General features: G+C 71.3%; 16 protein-coding genes and 1 rRNA gene. 6 read left to right on the top strand and 11 right to left on the bottom strand.

The annotated features are described in order from the left end of the window. Positions 1-4 precede the first annotated feature (4 nt). Positions 5-121 (top strand): 5S ribosomal RNA (gene rrf, locus QSK39_RS43410). Positions 122-617: 496 nt separating this feature from the next. Here the strand turns inward: rrf and QSK39_RS43405 are convergent. Next, positions 618-1,829 carry a L,D-transpeptidase gene (locus QSK39_RS43405; RefSeq protein WP_285483612.1) on the bottom strand — a complete coding sequence of 404 codons (1,212 nt, stop codon included), beginning with the start codon at positions 1,827-1,829 and terminating at the stop codon, positions 618-620. A 104-nt stretch (positions 1,830-1,933) separates the two neighbouring features. Beyond that, on the bottom strand, positions 1,934-2,803 hold the full coding sequence (locus QSK39_RS43400) for a patatin-like phospholipase family protein (protein ID WP_285483611.1): 870 nt from the start codon (positions 2,801-2,803) through the stop codon (positions 1,934-1,936). A gap of 70 nt (positions 2,804-2,873) precedes the next feature. On the opposite strand from QSK39_RS43400, the gene QSK39_RS43395 reads away from it, so the two are divergent. The 3 genes from QSK39_RS43395 to QSK39_RS43385 all read left to right on the top strand — a co-directional run bounded on the left by QSK39_RS43395 (position 2,874) and on the right by QSK39_RS43385 (position 5,248). Next, positions 2,874-3,833 (top strand): LysR family transcriptional regulator, encoded by a 960-nt coding sequence (locus QSK39_RS43395; RefSeq protein ID WP_285483610.1) that lies wholly within the window; start codon positions 2,874-2,876, stop codon positions 3,831-3,833. Between the two features lie 99 nt (positions 3,834-3,932). Further along, positions 3,933-4,496 (top strand): papain-like cysteine protease family protein, encoded by a 564-nt coding sequence (locus QSK39_RS43390; RefSeq protein WP_285483609.1) that lies wholly within the window; start codon positions 3,933-3,935, stop codon positions 4,494-4,496. Between the two features lie 2 nt (positions 4,497-4,498). Continuing rightward, positions 4,499-5,248, top strand: a complete 750-nt coding sequence (locus tag QSK39_RS43385) for a hypothetical protein (RefSeq protein WP_285483608.1) — start codon at positions 4,499-4,501, stop codon at positions 5,246-5,248. A gap of 120 nt (positions 5,249-5,368) precedes the next feature. Here QSK39_RS43385 and QSK39_RS43380 read toward each other — a convergent pair whose 3' ends face one another. From QSK39_RS43380 to QSK39_RS43365, 4 genes are read right to left on the bottom strand one after another with little or no spacing between them, the layout of a single operon-like run. Then, positions 5,369-6,019, bottom strand: a complete 651-nt coding sequence (locus QSK39_RS43380; RefSeq protein ID WP_285483607.1) for a DedA family protein — start codon at positions 6,017-6,019, stop codon at positions 5,369-5,371. Positions 6,020-6,064: 45 nt separating this feature from the next. After that, positions 6,065-7,066 (bottom strand): lipoyl synthase, encoded by a 1,002-nt coding sequence (gene lipA, locus QSK39_RS43375; protein ID WP_285483606.1) that lies wholly within the window; start codon positions 7,064-7,066, stop codon positions 6,065-6,067. Between the two features lie 25 nt (positions 7,067-7,091). Further along, positions 7,092-8,042: an oxidoreductase gene (locus QSK39_RS43370; protein WP_285483605.1), complete on the bottom strand. Its 951-nt coding sequence runs from the start codon at positions 8,040-8,042 to the stop codon at positions 7,092-7,094. Positions 8,043-8,060: 18 nt separating this feature from the next. Then, positions 8,061-8,582, bottom strand: coding sequence for a hypothetical protein (locus QSK39_RS43365; RefSeq protein WP_285483604.1), 522 nt, complete (start codon positions 8,580-8,582; stop codon positions 8,061-8,063). A 129-nt stretch (positions 8,583-8,711) separates the two neighbouring features. Between QSK39_RS43365 and QSK39_RS43360 the strand changes: the two genes are divergently transcribed. Together QSK39_RS43360 and QSK39_RS43355 are read left to right on the top strand one after the other, a co-directional pair. Further along, entirely contained in the window at positions 8,712-9,323 is a 612-nt protein-coding gene (locus tag QSK39_RS43360; RefSeq protein ID WP_285483603.1) for a TetR/AcrR family transcriptional regulator, read from the top strand. A 5-nt stretch (positions 9,324-9,328) separates the two neighbouring features. Then, on the top strand, positions 9,329-10,264 hold the full coding sequence (locus tag QSK39_RS43355) for an LLM class F420-dependent oxidoreductase (protein ID WP_285483602.1): 936 nt from the start codon (positions 9,329-9,331) through the stop codon (positions 10,262-10,264). Between the two features lie 37 nt (positions 10,265-10,301). Here the strand turns inward: QSK39_RS43355 and lipB are convergent, their stop codons facing one another. Genes lipB through sucB form a run of 5 tightly spaced genes read right to left on the bottom strand, consistent with a single transcriptional unit; the run spans position 10,302 to position 15,270 of the window. Then, the gene (gene lipB / locus QSK39_RS43350; RefSeq protein ID WP_285483601.1) at positions 10,302-11,045 is read right to left on the bottom strand and encodes a lipoyl(octanoyl) transferase LipB; all 744 of its coding nucleotides are present in this window, start codon (positions 11,043-11,045) and stop codon (positions 10,302-10,304) included. Continuing rightward, on the bottom strand, positions 11,042-11,665 hold the full coding sequence (locus QSK39_RS43345; protein ID WP_285483600.1) for a phosphatase PAP2 family protein: 624 nt from the start codon (positions 11,663-11,665) through the stop codon (positions 11,042-11,044). Before QSK39_RS43345 ends, lipB begins: the two co-directional genes overlap by 4 nt. After that, positions 11,662-12,537, bottom strand: a complete 876-nt coding sequence (locus QSK39_RS43340) for a TIGR01777 family oxidoreductase (protein WP_285483599.1) — start codon at positions 12,535-12,537, stop codon at positions 11,662-11,664. Before QSK39_RS43340 ends, QSK39_RS43345 begins: the two co-directional genes overlap by 4 nt. Continuing rightward, the gene (locus QSK39_RS43335; protein WP_285483598.1) at positions 12,525-13,490 is read right to left on the bottom strand and encodes a serine hydrolase; all 966 of its coding nucleotides are present in this window, start codon (positions 13,488-13,490) and stop codon (positions 12,525-12,527) included. Before QSK39_RS43335 ends, QSK39_RS43340 begins: the two co-directional genes overlap by 13 nt. Positions 13,491-13,500: 10 nt before the next feature. Next, complete coding sequence (gene sucB / locus QSK39_RS43330; RefSeq protein WP_285483597.1) at positions 13,501-15,270, bottom strand: 2-oxoglutarate dehydrogenase, E2 component, dihydrolipoamide succinyltransferase; 1,770 nt, start codon at positions 15,268-15,270, stop codon at positions 13,501-13,503. Positions 15,271-15,313 lie beyond the last annotated feature (43 nt).

The following is a 15,313-nucleotide window of genomic DNA, read 5'->3' as shown; positions in this document are numbered from 1 at the left end:
GTGTTTCGGTGGTTTTAGCGTCAGGGAAACGCCCGGTCCCATTCCGAACCCGGAAGCTAAGCCTGATAGCGCCGATGGTACTGCAGCCGAAGGGTTGTGGGAGAGTAGGACACCGCCGAACTTACTTGGGGAAGGGCCTGGGCCCGGTTGAGACGTAAAGTCTCCCGGCCCGGGCCCTTTTCTTATGCCCGCATCCACTCTGCCCGACCCTCCAGGCACGCGACCCGACCGTCCGGGTACGCGAGCCGTCCCTCCAGCTACGTGTGTCGTCTGTCTGGGTACGCGTGTCGTCTGTCCAATCACGCGAGTTGGCTCCTCAATCACGCGAGTCGACCGCTCGGGCGAACGCTACCGGGGTGCTCGGGCACGTGACTGGCGCGAGCAGAACCGGAACTGGCGTGATCGAAGCCGGGTCCGTGTGTCTGAAGGGGGATCACGTGTGATTGGAGAGGCATCACTCGTGATTGGGAGGGCATCACGCGTGATTGAAGGGTCGACTCGCGTACCTGGGGAGTCGGGTCGCGTGCCTGGAGGGTCGGGGCGGGAGAGTCCGGTGGGGATAGAGAAGGGGGCCGGGAGCGGAGCTCCCGGCCCCCCTGGGGCAAGACTGAGGTGCGTTACTTCAGGGCCGAGCCGGCTTGCCAGTCGGCCCAGGACTTGGACCAGTCGCCGTACAGGTCCCACACCGGGAGCTGCGGGCCGCCGGAGTTCGTCACCTCGACGACGTCACCCAGCCCCATGTTCTGGAAGAACCACTGGGCGTTCGCGCCGTTCAGGTTGATGCAGCCGTGCGACACGTTCGAGCTTCCCTGCTGGCCCACGCTGTTCGGGTTCTCGTGGACGAACTCGCCGTCGTTGGAAATCCGCTCCGAGAACTTCTCGTTCGACCGGTACGCCTTCGGGTCGGGCGGGCAAACGCCGTACGTGCACGAATCCATCGTGTAATTCGCCTGTTTGTCCGAAATGACGTGCGCGCCCAAATGTGTCGGCGTTGCGTCCTTGCCCATCGAGATCGGCATGGACTTCACCATCGCGCCGTTGTGGAAGATCTGCATCTGCTCGGTGTTCCCGTCCGCCTTCGCGATCCAGGAATCGTGCACCTTGTACGTCTCCGTGCGGTCCTCCGCGCCGAAGACGCCGTTGCCGAAATCGACGCCGTAGATCTTGGCCGTCACCTTCAGCGTCGTGCCGGCCTTCCAGTACTCCTTCGGCCGGTAGTGGACGTTCGAGTCGTCGATCCAGTACCAGCTGCCCTCCTGCTTCGGCGTGGACTCCACCGTCAGGGCCTTCTCCACCGCCGCCTTGTTCTTCACGGCGATCTTCCCGAAGCTGAACACGATCGGCTGCCCGACGCCGACGCCCGAGCTCGCCACCGCGGACGGCGCCGGGATCAGGTTGGCGTTCGCCTGCTTCTTCGGCGCGATCGTGCTGATCTGGTTGTCCTGCTCGACCGGCTTCCCGTCGGCGCCCTGGGCGTGCGCGACGATCTTGTACGTCGCTCCATAGCCGAGTGGCTCGGTCGACGTCCAGCTGGCCCCGTCGTCGGCGAGCTTGCCGCCGACCTTGTTCCCCTTCGCGGTGTTCGTCACCGTGACGTCGAGGAGCTTCCCGTTGGCGGCCTTGACGACGACGGGCGTCGCCGGGTTCACCCCCGTGCCGCCCGCGGGCTCGAACGACACGGCGACCGGGGTCGCCGCAGCCGACGCGGAACCGGACACGGGCGCCCCACCGCCGGGTGAGCCGCCGTCGTCACCGGACGAGCAGGCGGAAACCAGCAGTGCTCCGGCGAGGATTCCGGCCACCGAAAGTAAAATCTTCTTGGGGGGCATATTGTCTCTTTTTGGGAAATTGGGGTCGGCGGGCATTCGTCATCAAAACTACGCGATAGCGATGACGTTCCTACCGGCGGATAGGTGCATCGGCGTGACGCGGATCACGTGACGACGAGGCCCGGCGCCCCGTACAGTCCCGGCCCGCTCACCGAGATCCCGTCGAGGAACTCCCGCGCGGCCGAGTACGCCTCTTCCGCCAGTGCTTCGGTGTGCCCGAAATCGAGCGGGTTCACACGTACCGGCGCCGGCCCCGGCAGGTACACGACCGGCACCCGCGCGGCCGCGACCGGCGCTTCCAGCACCGCCTGGTTCCGCATGGAGATCATCGCGGTGAACATCATCACCTCGGCGAACGTCCGCGGCGCCTCGGGCAGCTTCCCGGGGAACGCGCAGTCGAGCACCACCAGCGACTGCGCACCCATCGCCAGTGCCTGCCGCATCGGCACGTTCGCGACGAGCCCGCCGTCGTAGAGCAGCCGCCCTTCGTGCTCGACCGGCGGGAAGATCCCCGGGATCGCGCAGCTGGCCAGCAGCGGCTCGAGCAGCCGTCCCGACCGGATCAGCAGCGGCTCGGCGGTGTCGACCTGCGTCGTGACGACGCCGAGCGGCAGCGCCAGGTCCTCGAAGCGCGTTTCGGCGCCCAGGTGGTCGGCGATGATCGCGGTGAGGCCGGTGTTGGGGAACAGATGCGTCTTGCTCTGCGTCAGCGTCCGGACGCGGCTCAGCACGCCGCCGGGGAAGGCCTCGGCACGCGTCATGTGCGCCCAGATGCCGTGCAGGCGCGCCAAGGCGTCGTCGCCGGGCAGGGCCAGCACCGCCGCGTTGAGCGAGCCGACCGACGTGCCCGCCACCAGGTCGGGCGTGACGCCGGCTTCGGCGAGCGCGCGCAGCATGCCGACCTGCATGGCACCGAGGCTGCCGCCCCCGCCGAGGACGAACCCGATCGGCCGGGGAAGATCCGCGAGACTCATACCGCCGAATGTAGTAAGCCCGACTTTCGCAGGTCGTGCCGCCCGGGAAGACGGCGTTAGCCTGCTGGACGTGGCCGAGCTGGAGCTGCGGCATCTCAGGGCCGTCCGCGCCGTCGCGGACGGCGGCAGCGTGAGCCGGGCCGCGACCGTCCTCGGCGTCAGCCAGCCCGCCCTCACCGCGCAGCTCAAGCGGATCGAGCGGATCCTCGGCGGCGACCTGTTCGTCCGCGGCCCCAGCGGCGTGCGCCCGACCGAGCTCGGCCGGTTCGTGCTCGCCCGCGCCGACGCGCTGCTGTCCGACATGCAGGCCCTCGTCGCCTCCGCCCGGCGGCACGGCGAGGACGGGCCGGAGACCCTCCGGATCGGGTACATCCCGCTGCTCATCATCGGCCGCTTCATCGAGGAGCTGGGGGAGCTGGACGTCGACGTCCAGACCTACGCCGAACCGGCGTCGCTCACCCTGCTCAAGCTGCTCTCGACCGGCCGCGTCGACGTCGCCCTGCTCGAACGCTTCGACGGCACGGAGGCACACCACTTCGCCGGCCTGACCGTCCGGACGCTCGCCACCGAGCCGATCTTCGTCGGCATCGCCCACGGCCACCCGGCGATCCGCGACGGCGTCGTCGACCTCGCCGACCTGGCCGGCTGCGACTGGATCCTCCCGCCCCCGCACGAAAACTGCGTGCGCGTGCGGTTCCTGCAGGCCTGCGCGGCCGCCGGGTTCAGCCCGCGCGTCCGGCACTTCACGTCGGAGGCGGGCACCGCGGGGACGCTCATCGCGCAGGGCGCGGTCTGCCTCGCGCAGGCGGCTTCGGCGCCACCACCGGGTCTCGTCGCGCTGCCGCTCGCGGGTGACCCGCTGTGGACGACTTTGCTGTTCGCGACGCGCGAGGACGACGCCCGCACGCCGACGACCGACCGGGTGTTCCGGTGCGCGGAAGTGGCGTATGCGGCGTCGCGGCAGCGGAATCCGCATTTCGCGCGCTGGTGCCGCGAGTATTCGGGAAGCGGGCTGGCGCCTGCCCGATAGGCGGCATAACGCCGGTGTTATCCCCGCTGGGATTACTGCCCGGCGCGGCAACGGGAGAAGCTCACGAAGTCCCCACCTGTTGCCGACAAGGAGCAACGAATGCACTTCAGACGAGCAATGGCGCTCGGCGCGCTGTGCGTGGCCCTCACCGGCCTGCTCTCCCCGCCCGCGAGCGCGACCACCGAAGCGACCACGCTGTCGATCAGCCAGCTGGTCCAGGAGCAGGACCAGTGGTGCTGGGCCGCGAGCGGCCTGACCATCGCCCGGTTCCTCGGGTACGGCGCGAACGTCAGCCAGAACACCTTCTGCGACTACTCCCGCGGCTACCCGGCCGGTTCGCAGTGCCCCAACCAGGCCGGCGAGCTGACGTACGTCCAGCGCGGCTACCAGGCGCTCGGGCTGCGGCCCGGCACGGTGACCAACGCGTTGAGCTTCGCGTCGGTGCAGACCGAGATCGGTGCGCGGCGCCCGATCGAGACGGGCATCTACTGGACGGCCGGCGGCGGGCACGCCCAGGTGATCTACGGCTACGACGCGAGCGGGCTCGTCTACTACGGCGACCCGTGGCCGAGCAGCCAGCGCTACAGCGCGATGGCGCACTCGAGCTACGTGCGCAACGGGCAGTTCCAGTGGGCGCAGTCCCTCTACCGGATCGGGGCGTGAGCATGAACGTCTTCCGTGGACTCGCTGTCCTGGTCGCGGGTGCGGCCCTGGTGTTCGGTTTCGGCGGGACGGCTTCGGCGTCGGGGTCGCCCGACGAGGTCGCCGCGGCGGTCAAGGCTGCCGACGGGCAGCTTTCGGCGTTCTTCGGCCAGCTCGACCGCCGGGCGGGTGTCGCGCGCGCGGACGTCGCGCAGGCGCCCAAGGTGGACGGTGCGCCCCAGTCGGTGTACTCGCTGGACCCGGCTTTCGTCGCCGGGAAGCCGGGCGCCGCGCCGGCGTCGTTCGCGTACTACGCGGTGCGCGCTTCGGCGTCGACGGGCCGCCAGGCGACCGTGTGGGTGACGCCGGAAGCAGGCGGCTGGACCGCGAGCAACTTCACCACCGGCACCGAGGAGCTGACGTACCCGGCGCAGGCGGCCGGTGACCTCGTGTTCACCGAACCGCAGGTCAATGCGTGGTACCGGGTACGCGACGGTCGCGTGCTGGCGCTCAACGACCCGGCTCGCCAGCGGGTCGGCGAAGGCGTGACGCTGGCGGCGTACCAGCAGTTGGTGCACCGCCTGTACGGCGACAAGCTGCCTGGTTCGGCCTATCGGGAGCAGGGGAAGCTCGGCGGGTACGACCTCGCGGCGGCTCCTGCCCCGGGCGTGGCGCCGGGGACCGGAACCTGGCCGTTCGTCGCCGGTGGGGCGCTGCTGGCGCTCGGCTTGGTCGGCTGGGCCACCGGCAAGGCGGCGCGCGCCCGCCGCTGACGCCGGGAGGGTGCGGTCCGGGTTCGCTCGGGCCGCACCCTCGTGGGCTCGGGATGCGGCGGCTCTGCTCGGCTTCGCCTGCGCACCGAGGTGGCGTTGGGTGCGGTGCGCCGGTTCAGGTCAGGGGACTCGCTCGGGTTCGCGAGGCGGCTCGGCGGCCAGCGCCTTCCGCTTCTTCAACCGCAGCAAGAAGAACACTCCGACCGCCGCGAGCACGCCGACCACGATCAGGCCGCCCGTGTTCATCACGCCTTCGATCCGCTTCGCCGCCTCGCCCAGGGCCGCGCCGATGCTGATGTGGACCAGGGACCAGCAGAACGCGCCCGCCGCCGCGGCCGGGAGGAACTTGCGGAACGGCAGGCCGGACGTTCCCGCCGCCGCTGGGGTCAGGGTGCGGATCACCGGCAGGAACCGGGCGAAGAACACCGCCCACGCGCCGCGGCGCTCCAGGACCGCGGTTGCCTTGTCCCACGCCTCGAGGCCGTACTTGCGGATCAGTTTCGTCTCGCGCAGCCGGGGCCCGAAACGGCGGCCGATCAGGTAGCCGAGCGCGTCGCCCGCAGTTGCGCAGAGTGTGACCACCAGCCACAGGACCACGAACCGGGCGACCGTGGTGGCCGTCGTCGCGGCGATGAGCAGGCCGGACTCGCCCGGCGCCAGGAAACCCAGCCCGATCGTGCACTCGGCAAAGACCAGCCCGCCGGTCACCGCGACGAGCCCCGGTTCCGGGAGTCCTTGCAACCAGCTGAGGAGGTCCGAAACCAGGGCCATGCCACCCACTTTACCGATCCTTTAAGGAAGGTGGGGTGACGCGCGTCACCGTGCCAGCAGCGACGCGGCTTCCTGTGCGGCGGGGCCTTCGGCGGCCAGGTGCGCCAGGTTCTCCGGCAGCTCCTCGCCGCGGTGGGCCTTCGTCTGGGCGTACAGCCGTCCCGCGCGGTACGACGACCGCACCAGCGGCCCCGCCATCACACCGGCAAAGCCCATCGCCTCGGCAGCCTGAGAGTGCTCGACGAACTCCTCCGGCTTCACCCAGCGATCGACCGGGTGGTGCCGCGGCGACGGACGCAGGTACTGCGTGATCGTCAAGATCTCGCACCCCGCGTTGACCAGGTCCTGCATCGCGGGCGCCACCTCGTCCGGCGTCTCGCCCATGCCCAGGATGAGGTTGGACTTCGTCACCAGGCCCGCTTCACGTGCGGCCGTGATGACCTCGAGCGAACGCGCGTACCGGAAGCCGGGCCGGATCCGCTTGAAGATTCGCGGCACCGTTTCGACGTTGTGGGCAAGGACTTCCGGCCGCGAGCCGAACACCTCGGCCAGCTGCGCCGGATCGGCGTTGAAGTCCGGGATCAGCAGCTCGACACCGGTACCCGGGTTCAGGGCGTGGATCTGACGCACGGTCTCGGCGTACAGCCACGCACCGCCGTCGTCCAAGTCATCGCGCGCCACACCGGTCACGGTCGAGTACCGCAGACCCATGGCCTGCACGGACTCCGCGACCTTGCGGGGCTCAGTGCGGTCGAGGGCGGCGGGCTTGCCGGTGTCGATCTGGCAGAAGTCACACCGACGCGTGCACTGGTCACCACCGATGAGGAACGTCGCTTCGCGGTCTTCCCAGCACTCGTAGATGTTGGGACAACCCGCCTCTTCGCAGACGGTGTGCAAGCCTTCACGGCGCACGAGCCCCTTGAGTTCGGTGAACTCCGGCCCCATCCGCACCCGCGTCTTGATCCACGGCGGCTTCTTCTCGATCGGCGTCTCACTGTTGCGGACTTCCAGACGCAGCAGCTTCCGGCCTTCAGGCGCAGCACTCACGCCCTCAACCGTACGCCCGTCCGGGCTAGGCGGGATCGGGGGTGATGCCCGTCGACTTCGCCGTGAGCTCCCACAATGCGGACCCCAGCGGCTCGAGGCGGGCGGTCGCGAGCGTGGGCACCCGAGCCGGGTGACCACGCAGGTTGCCGAGCCCGCGGGGACCGAAATACGCACCGCCTTCGACGCCGTCCGCGGTCGCCGCGTAGAGCTGGGGGAGGGCGCCGATCCGGGGGCCCTGCGCGAACAGGACCTCGCCGACGCGGTGGCCGCCGGCGATCACGGACCGGACCACCGGGTTCGAGTACGACCGCGCCATGCCGCTGCCGAGCCCGGTCGCGGTGTACCCGGGGTGCGCGGCGACGCTCAGGATGTCCGAGCCCGCCGCGCGCAGGCGCCGGTCCAGCTCGAGTGCGAACACCTGGTCGGCGAGCTTCGACTGGCCGTACGCGGTGGCCGCGTTGTAGCGGCGGTGCTCGAAGTTCGGGTCGTCGAGGTGGATGCGCGCGCCCGTGGCGGCGAGGCTCGACAGCGTGACGACGCGGGCGTGCCGTCCACCGCGCAAAGCGGGCATCAGCAGCCACGTCAGCGCCGCGTGCCCGAGGTAGTTGGTGCCGAACTGCAGCTCGAAGCCGTCGGCGGTGCGGCCGCGGGCGGTCGCCATCACGCCGGCGTTGTTGACCAGGAGGTCCAGCTTGTCGCCGGTCAGCTCCCGGGCCGACGCGGCGGCCGCGCGCACCGAGGCGAGCTCGCTCAGGTCCAGTGGGATGAGCTCGGGCTCGGCGCCCGCGGCGGCCGCTTTGACGATGTCCAGTGCCTTCGCGCCGCGTTCGGCGGAGCGGCAGGCGAGGAACACGCGGGCCCCCTTGCCCGCGAGCACCTCGGCGGTGCGCAGCCCGAGCCCCGAGTTCGCCCCCGTGATCAGGGCGGCCCGGCCGGTCTGGTCGGGGATGTCGGCGTCGGTCCAGCGCTCCGTCATGCGTTGTATGTACTCCTGTTACGCACTGGGCGCGAGCAGGCGCCGCAGGTGTCCCATGACGGGACGGCGGCGGGCGGGCTCTTCGCGGCTCGTGCGCAGCAGCGCCTCGAGCGCGTGACCCACCTTGACGATCTCTTCACCCGGCTCGCGCGGGTCGGCCAGCCCGGCCGTGACGGCGAGCATCCGCAGCTCGCCTTCGTGCATCCGGCGCAGCGACGCGTGCCGCTCGTAGCCGCCGTCGAGCACCGCGCGCAGCGTCTCGTGCTCGTCGGCGGACGCGCGCCAGGCGCGGGTGACGGCGTCGACGTGGTCGCCGAGGCCGTCGGCGTCGTCCGGGTCGGTGACCTCGGCGCGCAGGCGGCCGCTGAGCGTCCTCGTCCACTGGTACTGCAGCGCCAGGAGGACGTTCTCCTCGGTACCGAAGTGCTCTTCGGCGCCGGGGACCTCGTCGAGCGCCAGCGGCGCGGCCGGGTTGCGGCCCGCCAGGCGGACGGTCGCTTCGAGGATTTCCTGACGTCGGTAGAAGTCTGTCCAGCTCATCGTGGGCTCCCCTTCCGTGGCCCGGGTCATACCGCGGGTCTGCGGCATACTCCCGGTACGGACCTGACCAGGCGAACATACCATGAGTATGGAGAGATCCTCCCGGCGTAAGGTGTGAAGGTGGCGACAATGAGGTCCAGGCGGCTCGACTACTCCGAGTCGACCCGGTCGGCGCTGGTCGACAGCGCGGTGGAACTGTTCACCAAACGCGGTTACGCGGGTACCTCGCTCGACGAGATCGCCAAACGTGCCCGCGTCACCAAGGGTGCGCTCTACCACCACTTCAGCGGCAAGCAGGCGCTCTTCGAAGCCGCGTTCGACCAGGTCGAAAGCCTCGTCTACGACCGTCTCGACAAGATCATGACCGGCGACGGCTCGCCGTGGGAGCGGGCCCTCGGCGGGCTCAACGCGTTCATCCGGGCCTGCCTCGACCCGGCGTACCAGCGGATCGCCATCCACGAAGCCCCGGTCGTCATGGGCTGGGAGCGCTGGCGCGAGGCCGAGGAGCGGTGCAGCTTCGGGCTCGTCCGGTCCGGCCTGCAGTCCTTGATCGACGCGGGCGAGGTCGAGCCCGTGCCGGTCGAGGTCACCGCGCGGCTGCTCTTCGGCGCGCTGTCGAGCGCGGCGACCGAGATCGCCAGCTCGCCGGACCCGAAGAAGGTCGGCGCCGAGATCGAGGACGTGATCGTCCGGATGCTGGTACGGCTGCGGCGCACGGAGCCCGACGTCTCTATAGGCTGACTTTCGTGGACTTGAGGATCTTCACCGAGCCCCAGCAAGGGGCCAGCTACGACGACCTGCTGCGCGTCGCCAAGGCGACCGAAGCCGCCGGCTACGACGCCTTCTTCCGCAGCGACCACTACCTGAAGATGGGCTCGGCCGACGGCCTGCCCGGCCCGACCGATGCCTGGATCACGCTGGCCGGCCTGGCGCGGGAGACCAGCCGGATCCGGCTCGGCACGCTCGTCACCGCGGCGACGTTCCGGTACCCGGGGCCGCTGGCCATCTCGGTCGCCCAGGTCGACCGGATGTCCGGTGGGCGCGTCGAGTTCGGCCTCGGTTCGGGCTGGTACGACGCCGAGCACGAGGCGTACGGCCTCACGCTGCCGCCGCTGAAGGAGCGCTTCGACCGCTACGCCGAGCAGCTCGAGATCATCACCGGGCTGTGGAAGACGCCGGCGGGCTCGACGTTCTCCTTCGCCGGTCAGTACTACACCTTGACGGAGTCGCCGGGCCTGCCGAAGCCGGCGCAGTCCCCGGCGCCGCCGGTGATCATCGGTGGCCAGGGCAAGAAGCGCACGCCGGCGCTGGCCGCGCGGTTCGCGGACGAGTTCAACCTGCCGTTCACCGACGCCGACACGGCGGCCGCGCAGTTCGCCCGCGTCGACGCGGCGGCCCAGGAGATCGGCCGCGACCCCAAGGAGATCCTGCGTTCGGTGGCGCTGACCATCGCCGTCGGCCGCTCCGACGCGGAGGTTGCCCGCCGGGCCGAGGGCATCGGCCGGGACGTCACCGAGCTGCGCGCGAACGGCCTGGCCGGGACGCCCGCCGAGGTCGTCGAGCGGATCGGGCAGTGGCGGGAGAAGACCGGGATCACCCGGGTCTACCTGCAGCTGCTGGATCTGTCCGATGTGGACCAGATCGAGCTGGTCGCGGCCGAGGTCGCGCCGCAGCTGGACTGAACGGGAACGGGCGCCTCCCGCGGGAGGCGCCCGTTTCTCAGTTCTGGAGGGCGAACGTCACGCCGGGCGCCTGGGGTGCTTCGGGACGCGGGAGCCAGCGGTCTTCGCTCACCGGCAGCTCGCCTTCGAGGGCGGCCAAGACGGCGTCGCGGGCCAACGGCAGCACGGCCTCCACGCTCACGTCGCGCTGCAGCTCGTACGACAGCGACGTCACGCCTGCGTCGCGGATCCCGCACGGCACGATCGAGTCGAACGCCGAGAGGTCCGCGTTGCAGTTGAGCTCGAAGCCGTGCATCGTCACGCCGCGCTGGACGCGGATGCCGATCGCCGCGATCTTGCGCTCGATGCCGCGCTCGTCGGCCGGGATCCAGACGCCGCTGCGGCCTTCGACGCGGCCGCTGCGCACGCCCAGCCGGTCGCACACGTGGATCAGCGCCTCCTCCAGGCGCCGCACGTAGTGCACGACGTCGATCGGGTCGCCGAGCTTCACGATCGGGTAGCCGACCAGCTGGCCGGGGCCGTGCCAGGTGATCTTGCCGCCGCGGTCGACGTCGATCACCGGGGTGCCGTCGGCCGGGCGGTCGGCCGGCTCCGTGCGCTTGCCCGCGGTGTACACCGACGGGTGCTGCAGCAGGAACATCGTGTCCGGCGCGGTGCCGTCGGCGCGCTCGGTGAGCCGGCTCCGCTGGAGCTCCCAGGCTTCGGTGTACTCGATCGTGCCGAGCTCCACGACGTCGACGGGCTCGGTGGTGGCGCGGCAGGAGGTGCGGGAAGAACTCACCCGTCGAGGCTACGCCCGTCACCCGGGGGAAGCAGCCGCAAGGCGCACGCTGAGAGCAGCCCGACACCGGTCACCGCGAGCACTGCTCCGATCGTGTCGGTGACCCAGTGCACGCCCAGCACGACGCGGCAGGCGGCGCCCAGCACGACGGCCACGACGACCGCCACCGAAACCCGGCGGACCAGCCGCGGCCACAGCCACGCGCACAGCAGGAGCAGGACGAACCCCGTGCTCGCCACCGACACCACGTGCCCGCTCGGGTAGCTCAGGTCCGGGTAGTCGCGCGGGCGTTCCCGCAGGAAGAGCGGCTTGAACACCAGGCTGGTCAGCCGGCAGAGCACCAGCACCACCGCGAGCCGCACGCACAGCCCGAGATGCGCCCGCTGCCGCAGCGCCAAGGCGAGCAGCGCGGCGCCCAGGACGAAGGGGAGCACCGGCCCGAGAACGTCGCTCCCGGCCTGCGCCACCCGGCCGAGTGGCTCCGCGTAGACGCCGTGCAGCGCGTCCGCGACTTCGACGTCGAGGGTCAGCGGCTGCCGCGCCACGCTGAGGCCGAGCACGACGAACGCGGCGGAGAGCACCACGCCGACGACGAGCCAGCGCTGCAGCGGAACGCTCATGCCGCGGCGAGTGCGCTGTCCAGGGTCCGGTGCCGGAACTCGTAGCCGGACCGCTCCAGCGCGGCCGGGACGGCCCGCTGCCCGAACAGCGCCATCTCCTCGCCGGCCTGGCCGAGCACGGTCTTGAGCGCGATCCCGGGCACCCACCACGGCGCCGGGCGGTGCAGGGCCTGCCCGACCGCCTTGGTGAACTCGGCGTTCGTCACCGGGGCCGGGCCGCTGAGGTTGACCGGGCCGGCCAGGTCGTCGTGCGTGAGGACGTGGACGATGGCGCCGACCTCGTCCTCGAGGGCGATCCACGGCATGAACTGGCGGCCGTCGCCGAGCCGCCCGCCCAGGGCCAGCTGGAAGAGCGGGCGCAGCGTTTTGTAGAGACCGCCCTTCGTGGACAGCACCAGCCCGGTCCGGATGTTCACGACGCGCGCGTCGCCCGCACCCGCCGTCGCCGCTTCCCAGGCTTCGCAGAGCTCGGCGAGGAAACCGCCGCCGCGCGGTCCCGATTCGTCCACAGTGGACTCGTGCGTGTGGCCGTAGTACCCGACGGCGGAAGCGTTGACGAGCACGCCGACGCCGTGTTCGGCAACGGCTTCGGCGAGCACCTCGGTCGGCTCGACCCGGCTGTCGGTGAGCTCCTGCTTGCGCATCGCGCTCCACCGCCCGGGGAACAGCGGCTTGCCACCGAGGTTCACGACGGCGTCCACGCCTTCGAAGGCGCCGCCGGCGATGGAGCCCGACGGCGGATCCCAGCGGAATTCGCCGCCGCCGCGCGCCTCGCGCCGCACCAGCCGGCGGACGTCGTGGCCTTCGCGCCGCAGGCGCTCGCCCAGCGCCGACCCGATCAAGCCGCTCGCTCCGGCGATCAGTACTCGCATGGGTCGATCGTTGCGCATCCGCTGCGCGCCCGCACGCCCAGGTCTCGCGCGAAACCGGGCAGGTCGGCGAGGATCGCCAGGCCCAGGTCGGCGAGCGGGACCTCGGGGAAGTCCGTCCCGGTGAAGAACATCGCGACGGTCCCACCGGACGCGGAGAGGCCGAAACCCCGGCTGCGCGGCAGGGCGCCGCCCTTGTAGCGCACGTCCCGGCCGAGCTTGCGGCGCGCGAGGGCGACGGCGGGAGAGGCCGCGGTGGCGAGGTGGCGGTGGAAGGCGAAGAGCCGCGCGGCCGTGCCGTGCGCGGTCCCCTGTGTCCATTCCCACTCGGCCTCGGCGGAGATCGGCTCGCCTCGGACGCGGTCGAGGACTTCCTGCCGGAACGCGGGATCGCCGGTGAACCGCGCGGTCAGGTCCGGCTCGGCGGGGTGAAGCGAGCGGAGGGTTTCACCGCAGAACCAGCGCAGGTCCGCGGCCGGCCAGCCGCCGTCGGCCGCGGCGGCCCGGACCGCCTCGTCGCCGAGCCGGGCGCGGAGGTAGTCGGGGGCCGCGTTGTCGCTTTCGGTGATCATCGCCGTGGCGATCGCGTCGAGCGGGACCGGCCGGCCCGGATCGTGGGCCACGCCGTACTCGTCGCAGGCGATTCCCAGTGCGGTCAGCGCCCGGTGGTGGGCACCGGCGCCGAGGGGGCCGTCGCCGTCGAACGGGTGGAACGCGTCCCAGTCGCCGACCCGGACCGGTTCGGCCGGGTCGAGCGTGCCGCCGGCGACCGCGGTCGTGTACGCGAGCAAGGGGACGACCTTGATCGTCGAGGCCAGGACTCGCGGGACCTCGGCGTGGTGGGTCAGGTGGCGCCGGCCGTCGTCCGCCACGACCGAGACCGCGTCGCGGTGGGTGGACAGCCAGGCCCGGAACGCCGTGAAGGGCTCCTCACCCGCGGATGAGGAGCCCTTCACGGTCAGGAACTCAGAGGCCGAGCTCGTCCTCGAAGTTGCCCTCTTCCAGACGCTGCTTGATCGTCATCAGGAAGCGGCCCGCGTCGGCGCCGTCCACCAGGCGGTGGTCGTACGTCAGCGGGAGGTACGCCATCGACCGGATGGCGATGGTGTCGTTGCCGTCCGCGTCGGTGGCGACGATCGGGCGCTTGACGACCGCGCCGGTCCCGAGGATGCCGGACTGCGGCTGCACGATGATCGGCGTGTCGAACAGCGCGCCGACGCTGCCGATGTTCGTGATGGAGAACGTGCCACCGGACAGCTCGTCGGGCTTGATCTGCCCGGCGCGCGCCCGGCCCGCCAGGTCGGCGATGCGGTGCGCGATCCCGGCCAGGCTCAGCTCGCCCGCGTCGTGGATGACCACCGAGAGCAGGCCGCGGTCGGTGTCCACCGCGATGCCCAGGTGCACGGCACCGTGGTAGGTGATCTCCTTCGTGTCCTCGTTGTAGGACGCGTTGACGTTCGGGTGCTGCTTGAGCGCCTCGACGGTGGCCTTCGCGAAGAACGGCAGGAACGTCAGGTTGACGCCCTCGCGCTCCTTGAAGTTCGCCTTCGCCCGCTGCCGCAGCTTGGCGATCTTCGTGACGTCGACCTCCTGGACCTGCGTGAGCTGCGCGGCGATCTGCAGCGACTCGCGGGTCTTGGTGGCCGTGATCTGGCGGATCCGGCTGGCCTTCTGCACCGTGCCGCGCAGCGCCGCGAGCTCCGGCGACACCGCGGCCGCCGGACGCGCGGCGGGCGCCGCCGGGGCGGCCGCGGCCGGAGCGGCAGCGGCGGGAGCCGGCGCGGCGGCCGCCTTCTGCTTCTCCTCGGCCGCGGCCAGGACGTCCTGCTTGCGGATCCGGCCGCCGACGCCGCTGCCGGTCAGCGACGCGAGGTCGATGCCGTGCTCCGAGGCCAGCTTGCGGACCAGCGGCGTGACGTACGGGCCGTCCGCCGAGCTCTCCTTCGCCGCGGCCGGGGCGGGCTCGGCCTTCGGCTCCGGCTTGGGCTCGGGCTTCGGTTCCGGCTTGGCCTGCTGGACCGGCTCGGGCTTCGGTTCCGGCTGGGGTTCCGGCTTCGGCTCGGGCTTGGCCTCCTGGGCCGGCTCCGGCGCGGACTCCGCCTTCGGCGCGGCACCGGCGGCACCGATCACGGCCAGGACACCGCCGACCTCGACGGTCTCGTCCTCGCCCGCGCGGATCTCCAGCACCGTGCCGGCGACCGGCGACGGCACCTCGGTGTCGACCTTGTCGGTGGAGATCTCGAGCAGCGGCTCGTCGACCTCGACCGAGTCGCCGACCTGCTTCAGCCAGCGCGTGACGGTGCCTTCGGTGACGCTCTCGCCCAGCTCGGGCAGCTTCACCTCGGTGCCTTCACCCCCGGCGGCCGGCGCGGTGTCCGGCTTGCTCGGGGCGCTGTCCTGGGCCTGCGGCTCGGGCTGGGACTCCGGCTCGGGCTCGGGCGCGGACTCCTGCGCGGGCTCTTCCTGCGCCGGGGCCGAAGACTCGGGCACGCCGCCCGAGCCGTCGTCGATCACGGCGAGCTCGCCGCCGACCTCGACGGTCTCGTCTTCGGCGGCGCTGATCTTCACGACCGTGCCCGCCACCGGGGAGGGGACCTCGGTGTCGACCTTGTCGGTCGAGATCTCGAGCAACGGCTCGTCGACCTCGACGGTGTCGCCCTCCTGCTTAAGCCACCGGGTGACGGTGCCTTCGGTGACGCTCTCCCCGAGCTCCGGCAATGTGACGGAGTAGGCCATCGTTCGCTGACTCCTCTTCCAAGTTCTGCGTGGTCTGGATTCT

The sequence above is a fragment of the Amycolatopsis sp. NBRC 101858 genome (genome assembly GCF_030269325.1).
Lineage (GTDB): Bacteria > Actinomycetota > Actinomycetes > Mycobacteriales > Pseudonocardiaceae > Amycolatopsis > Amycolatopsis ponsaeliensis.
The sequence above is the reverse complement of the archived record's forward strand: the minus strand, read 5'-3'. Positions and strand labels throughout refer to the sequence as shown.

Bases quoted from the DNA above. Each gene is read 5' to 3' on its own strand.
- QSK39_RS43405 (WP_285483612.1), bottom strand. From the start codon at position 1,829: ATGCCCCCCAAGAAGATTTTACTTTCGGTGGCCGGAATCCTCGCCGGA.
- QSK39_RS43400 (WP_285483611.1), bottom strand. From the start codon at position 2,803: ATGAGTCTCGCGGATCTTCCCCGGCCGATCGGGTTCGTCCTCGGCGGG.
- QSK39_RS43390 (WP_285483609.1), top strand. From the start codon at position 3,933: ATGCACTTCAGACGAGCAATGGCGCTCGGCGCGCTGTGCGTGGCCCTC.
- QSK39_RS43385 (WP_285483608.1), top strand. From the start codon at position 4,499: ATGAACGTCTTCCGTGGACTCGCTGTCCTGGTCGCGGGTGCGGCCCTG.
- QSK39_RS43380 (WP_285483607.1), bottom strand. From the start codon at position 6,019: ATGGCCCTGGTTTCGGACCTCCTCAGCTGGTTGCAAGGACTCCCGGAA.
- QSK39_RS43370 (WP_285483605.1), bottom strand. From the start codon at position 8,042: ATGACGGAGCGCTGGACCGACGCCGACATCCCCGACCAGACCGGCCGG.
- QSK39_RS43365 (WP_285483604.1), bottom strand. From the start codon at position 8,582: ATGAGCTGGACAGACTTCTACCGACGTCAGGAAATCCTCGAAGCGACC.
- QSK39_RS43360 (WP_285483603.1), top strand. From the start codon at position 8,712: ATGAGGTCCAGGCGGCTCGACTACTCCGAGTCGACCCGGTCGGCGCTG.
- QSK39_RS43345 (WP_285483600.1), bottom strand. From the start codon at position 11,665: ATGAGCGTTCCGCTGCAGCGCTGGCTCGTCGTCGGCGTGGTGCTCTCC.
- QSK39_RS43340 (WP_285483599.1), bottom strand. From the start codon at position 12,537: ATGCGAGTACTGATCGCCGGAGCGAGCGGCTTGATCGGGTCGGCGCTG.
- sucB (WP_285483597.1), bottom strand. From the start codon at position 15,270: ATGGCCTACTCCGTCACATTGCCGGAGCTCGGGGAGAGCGTCACCGAA.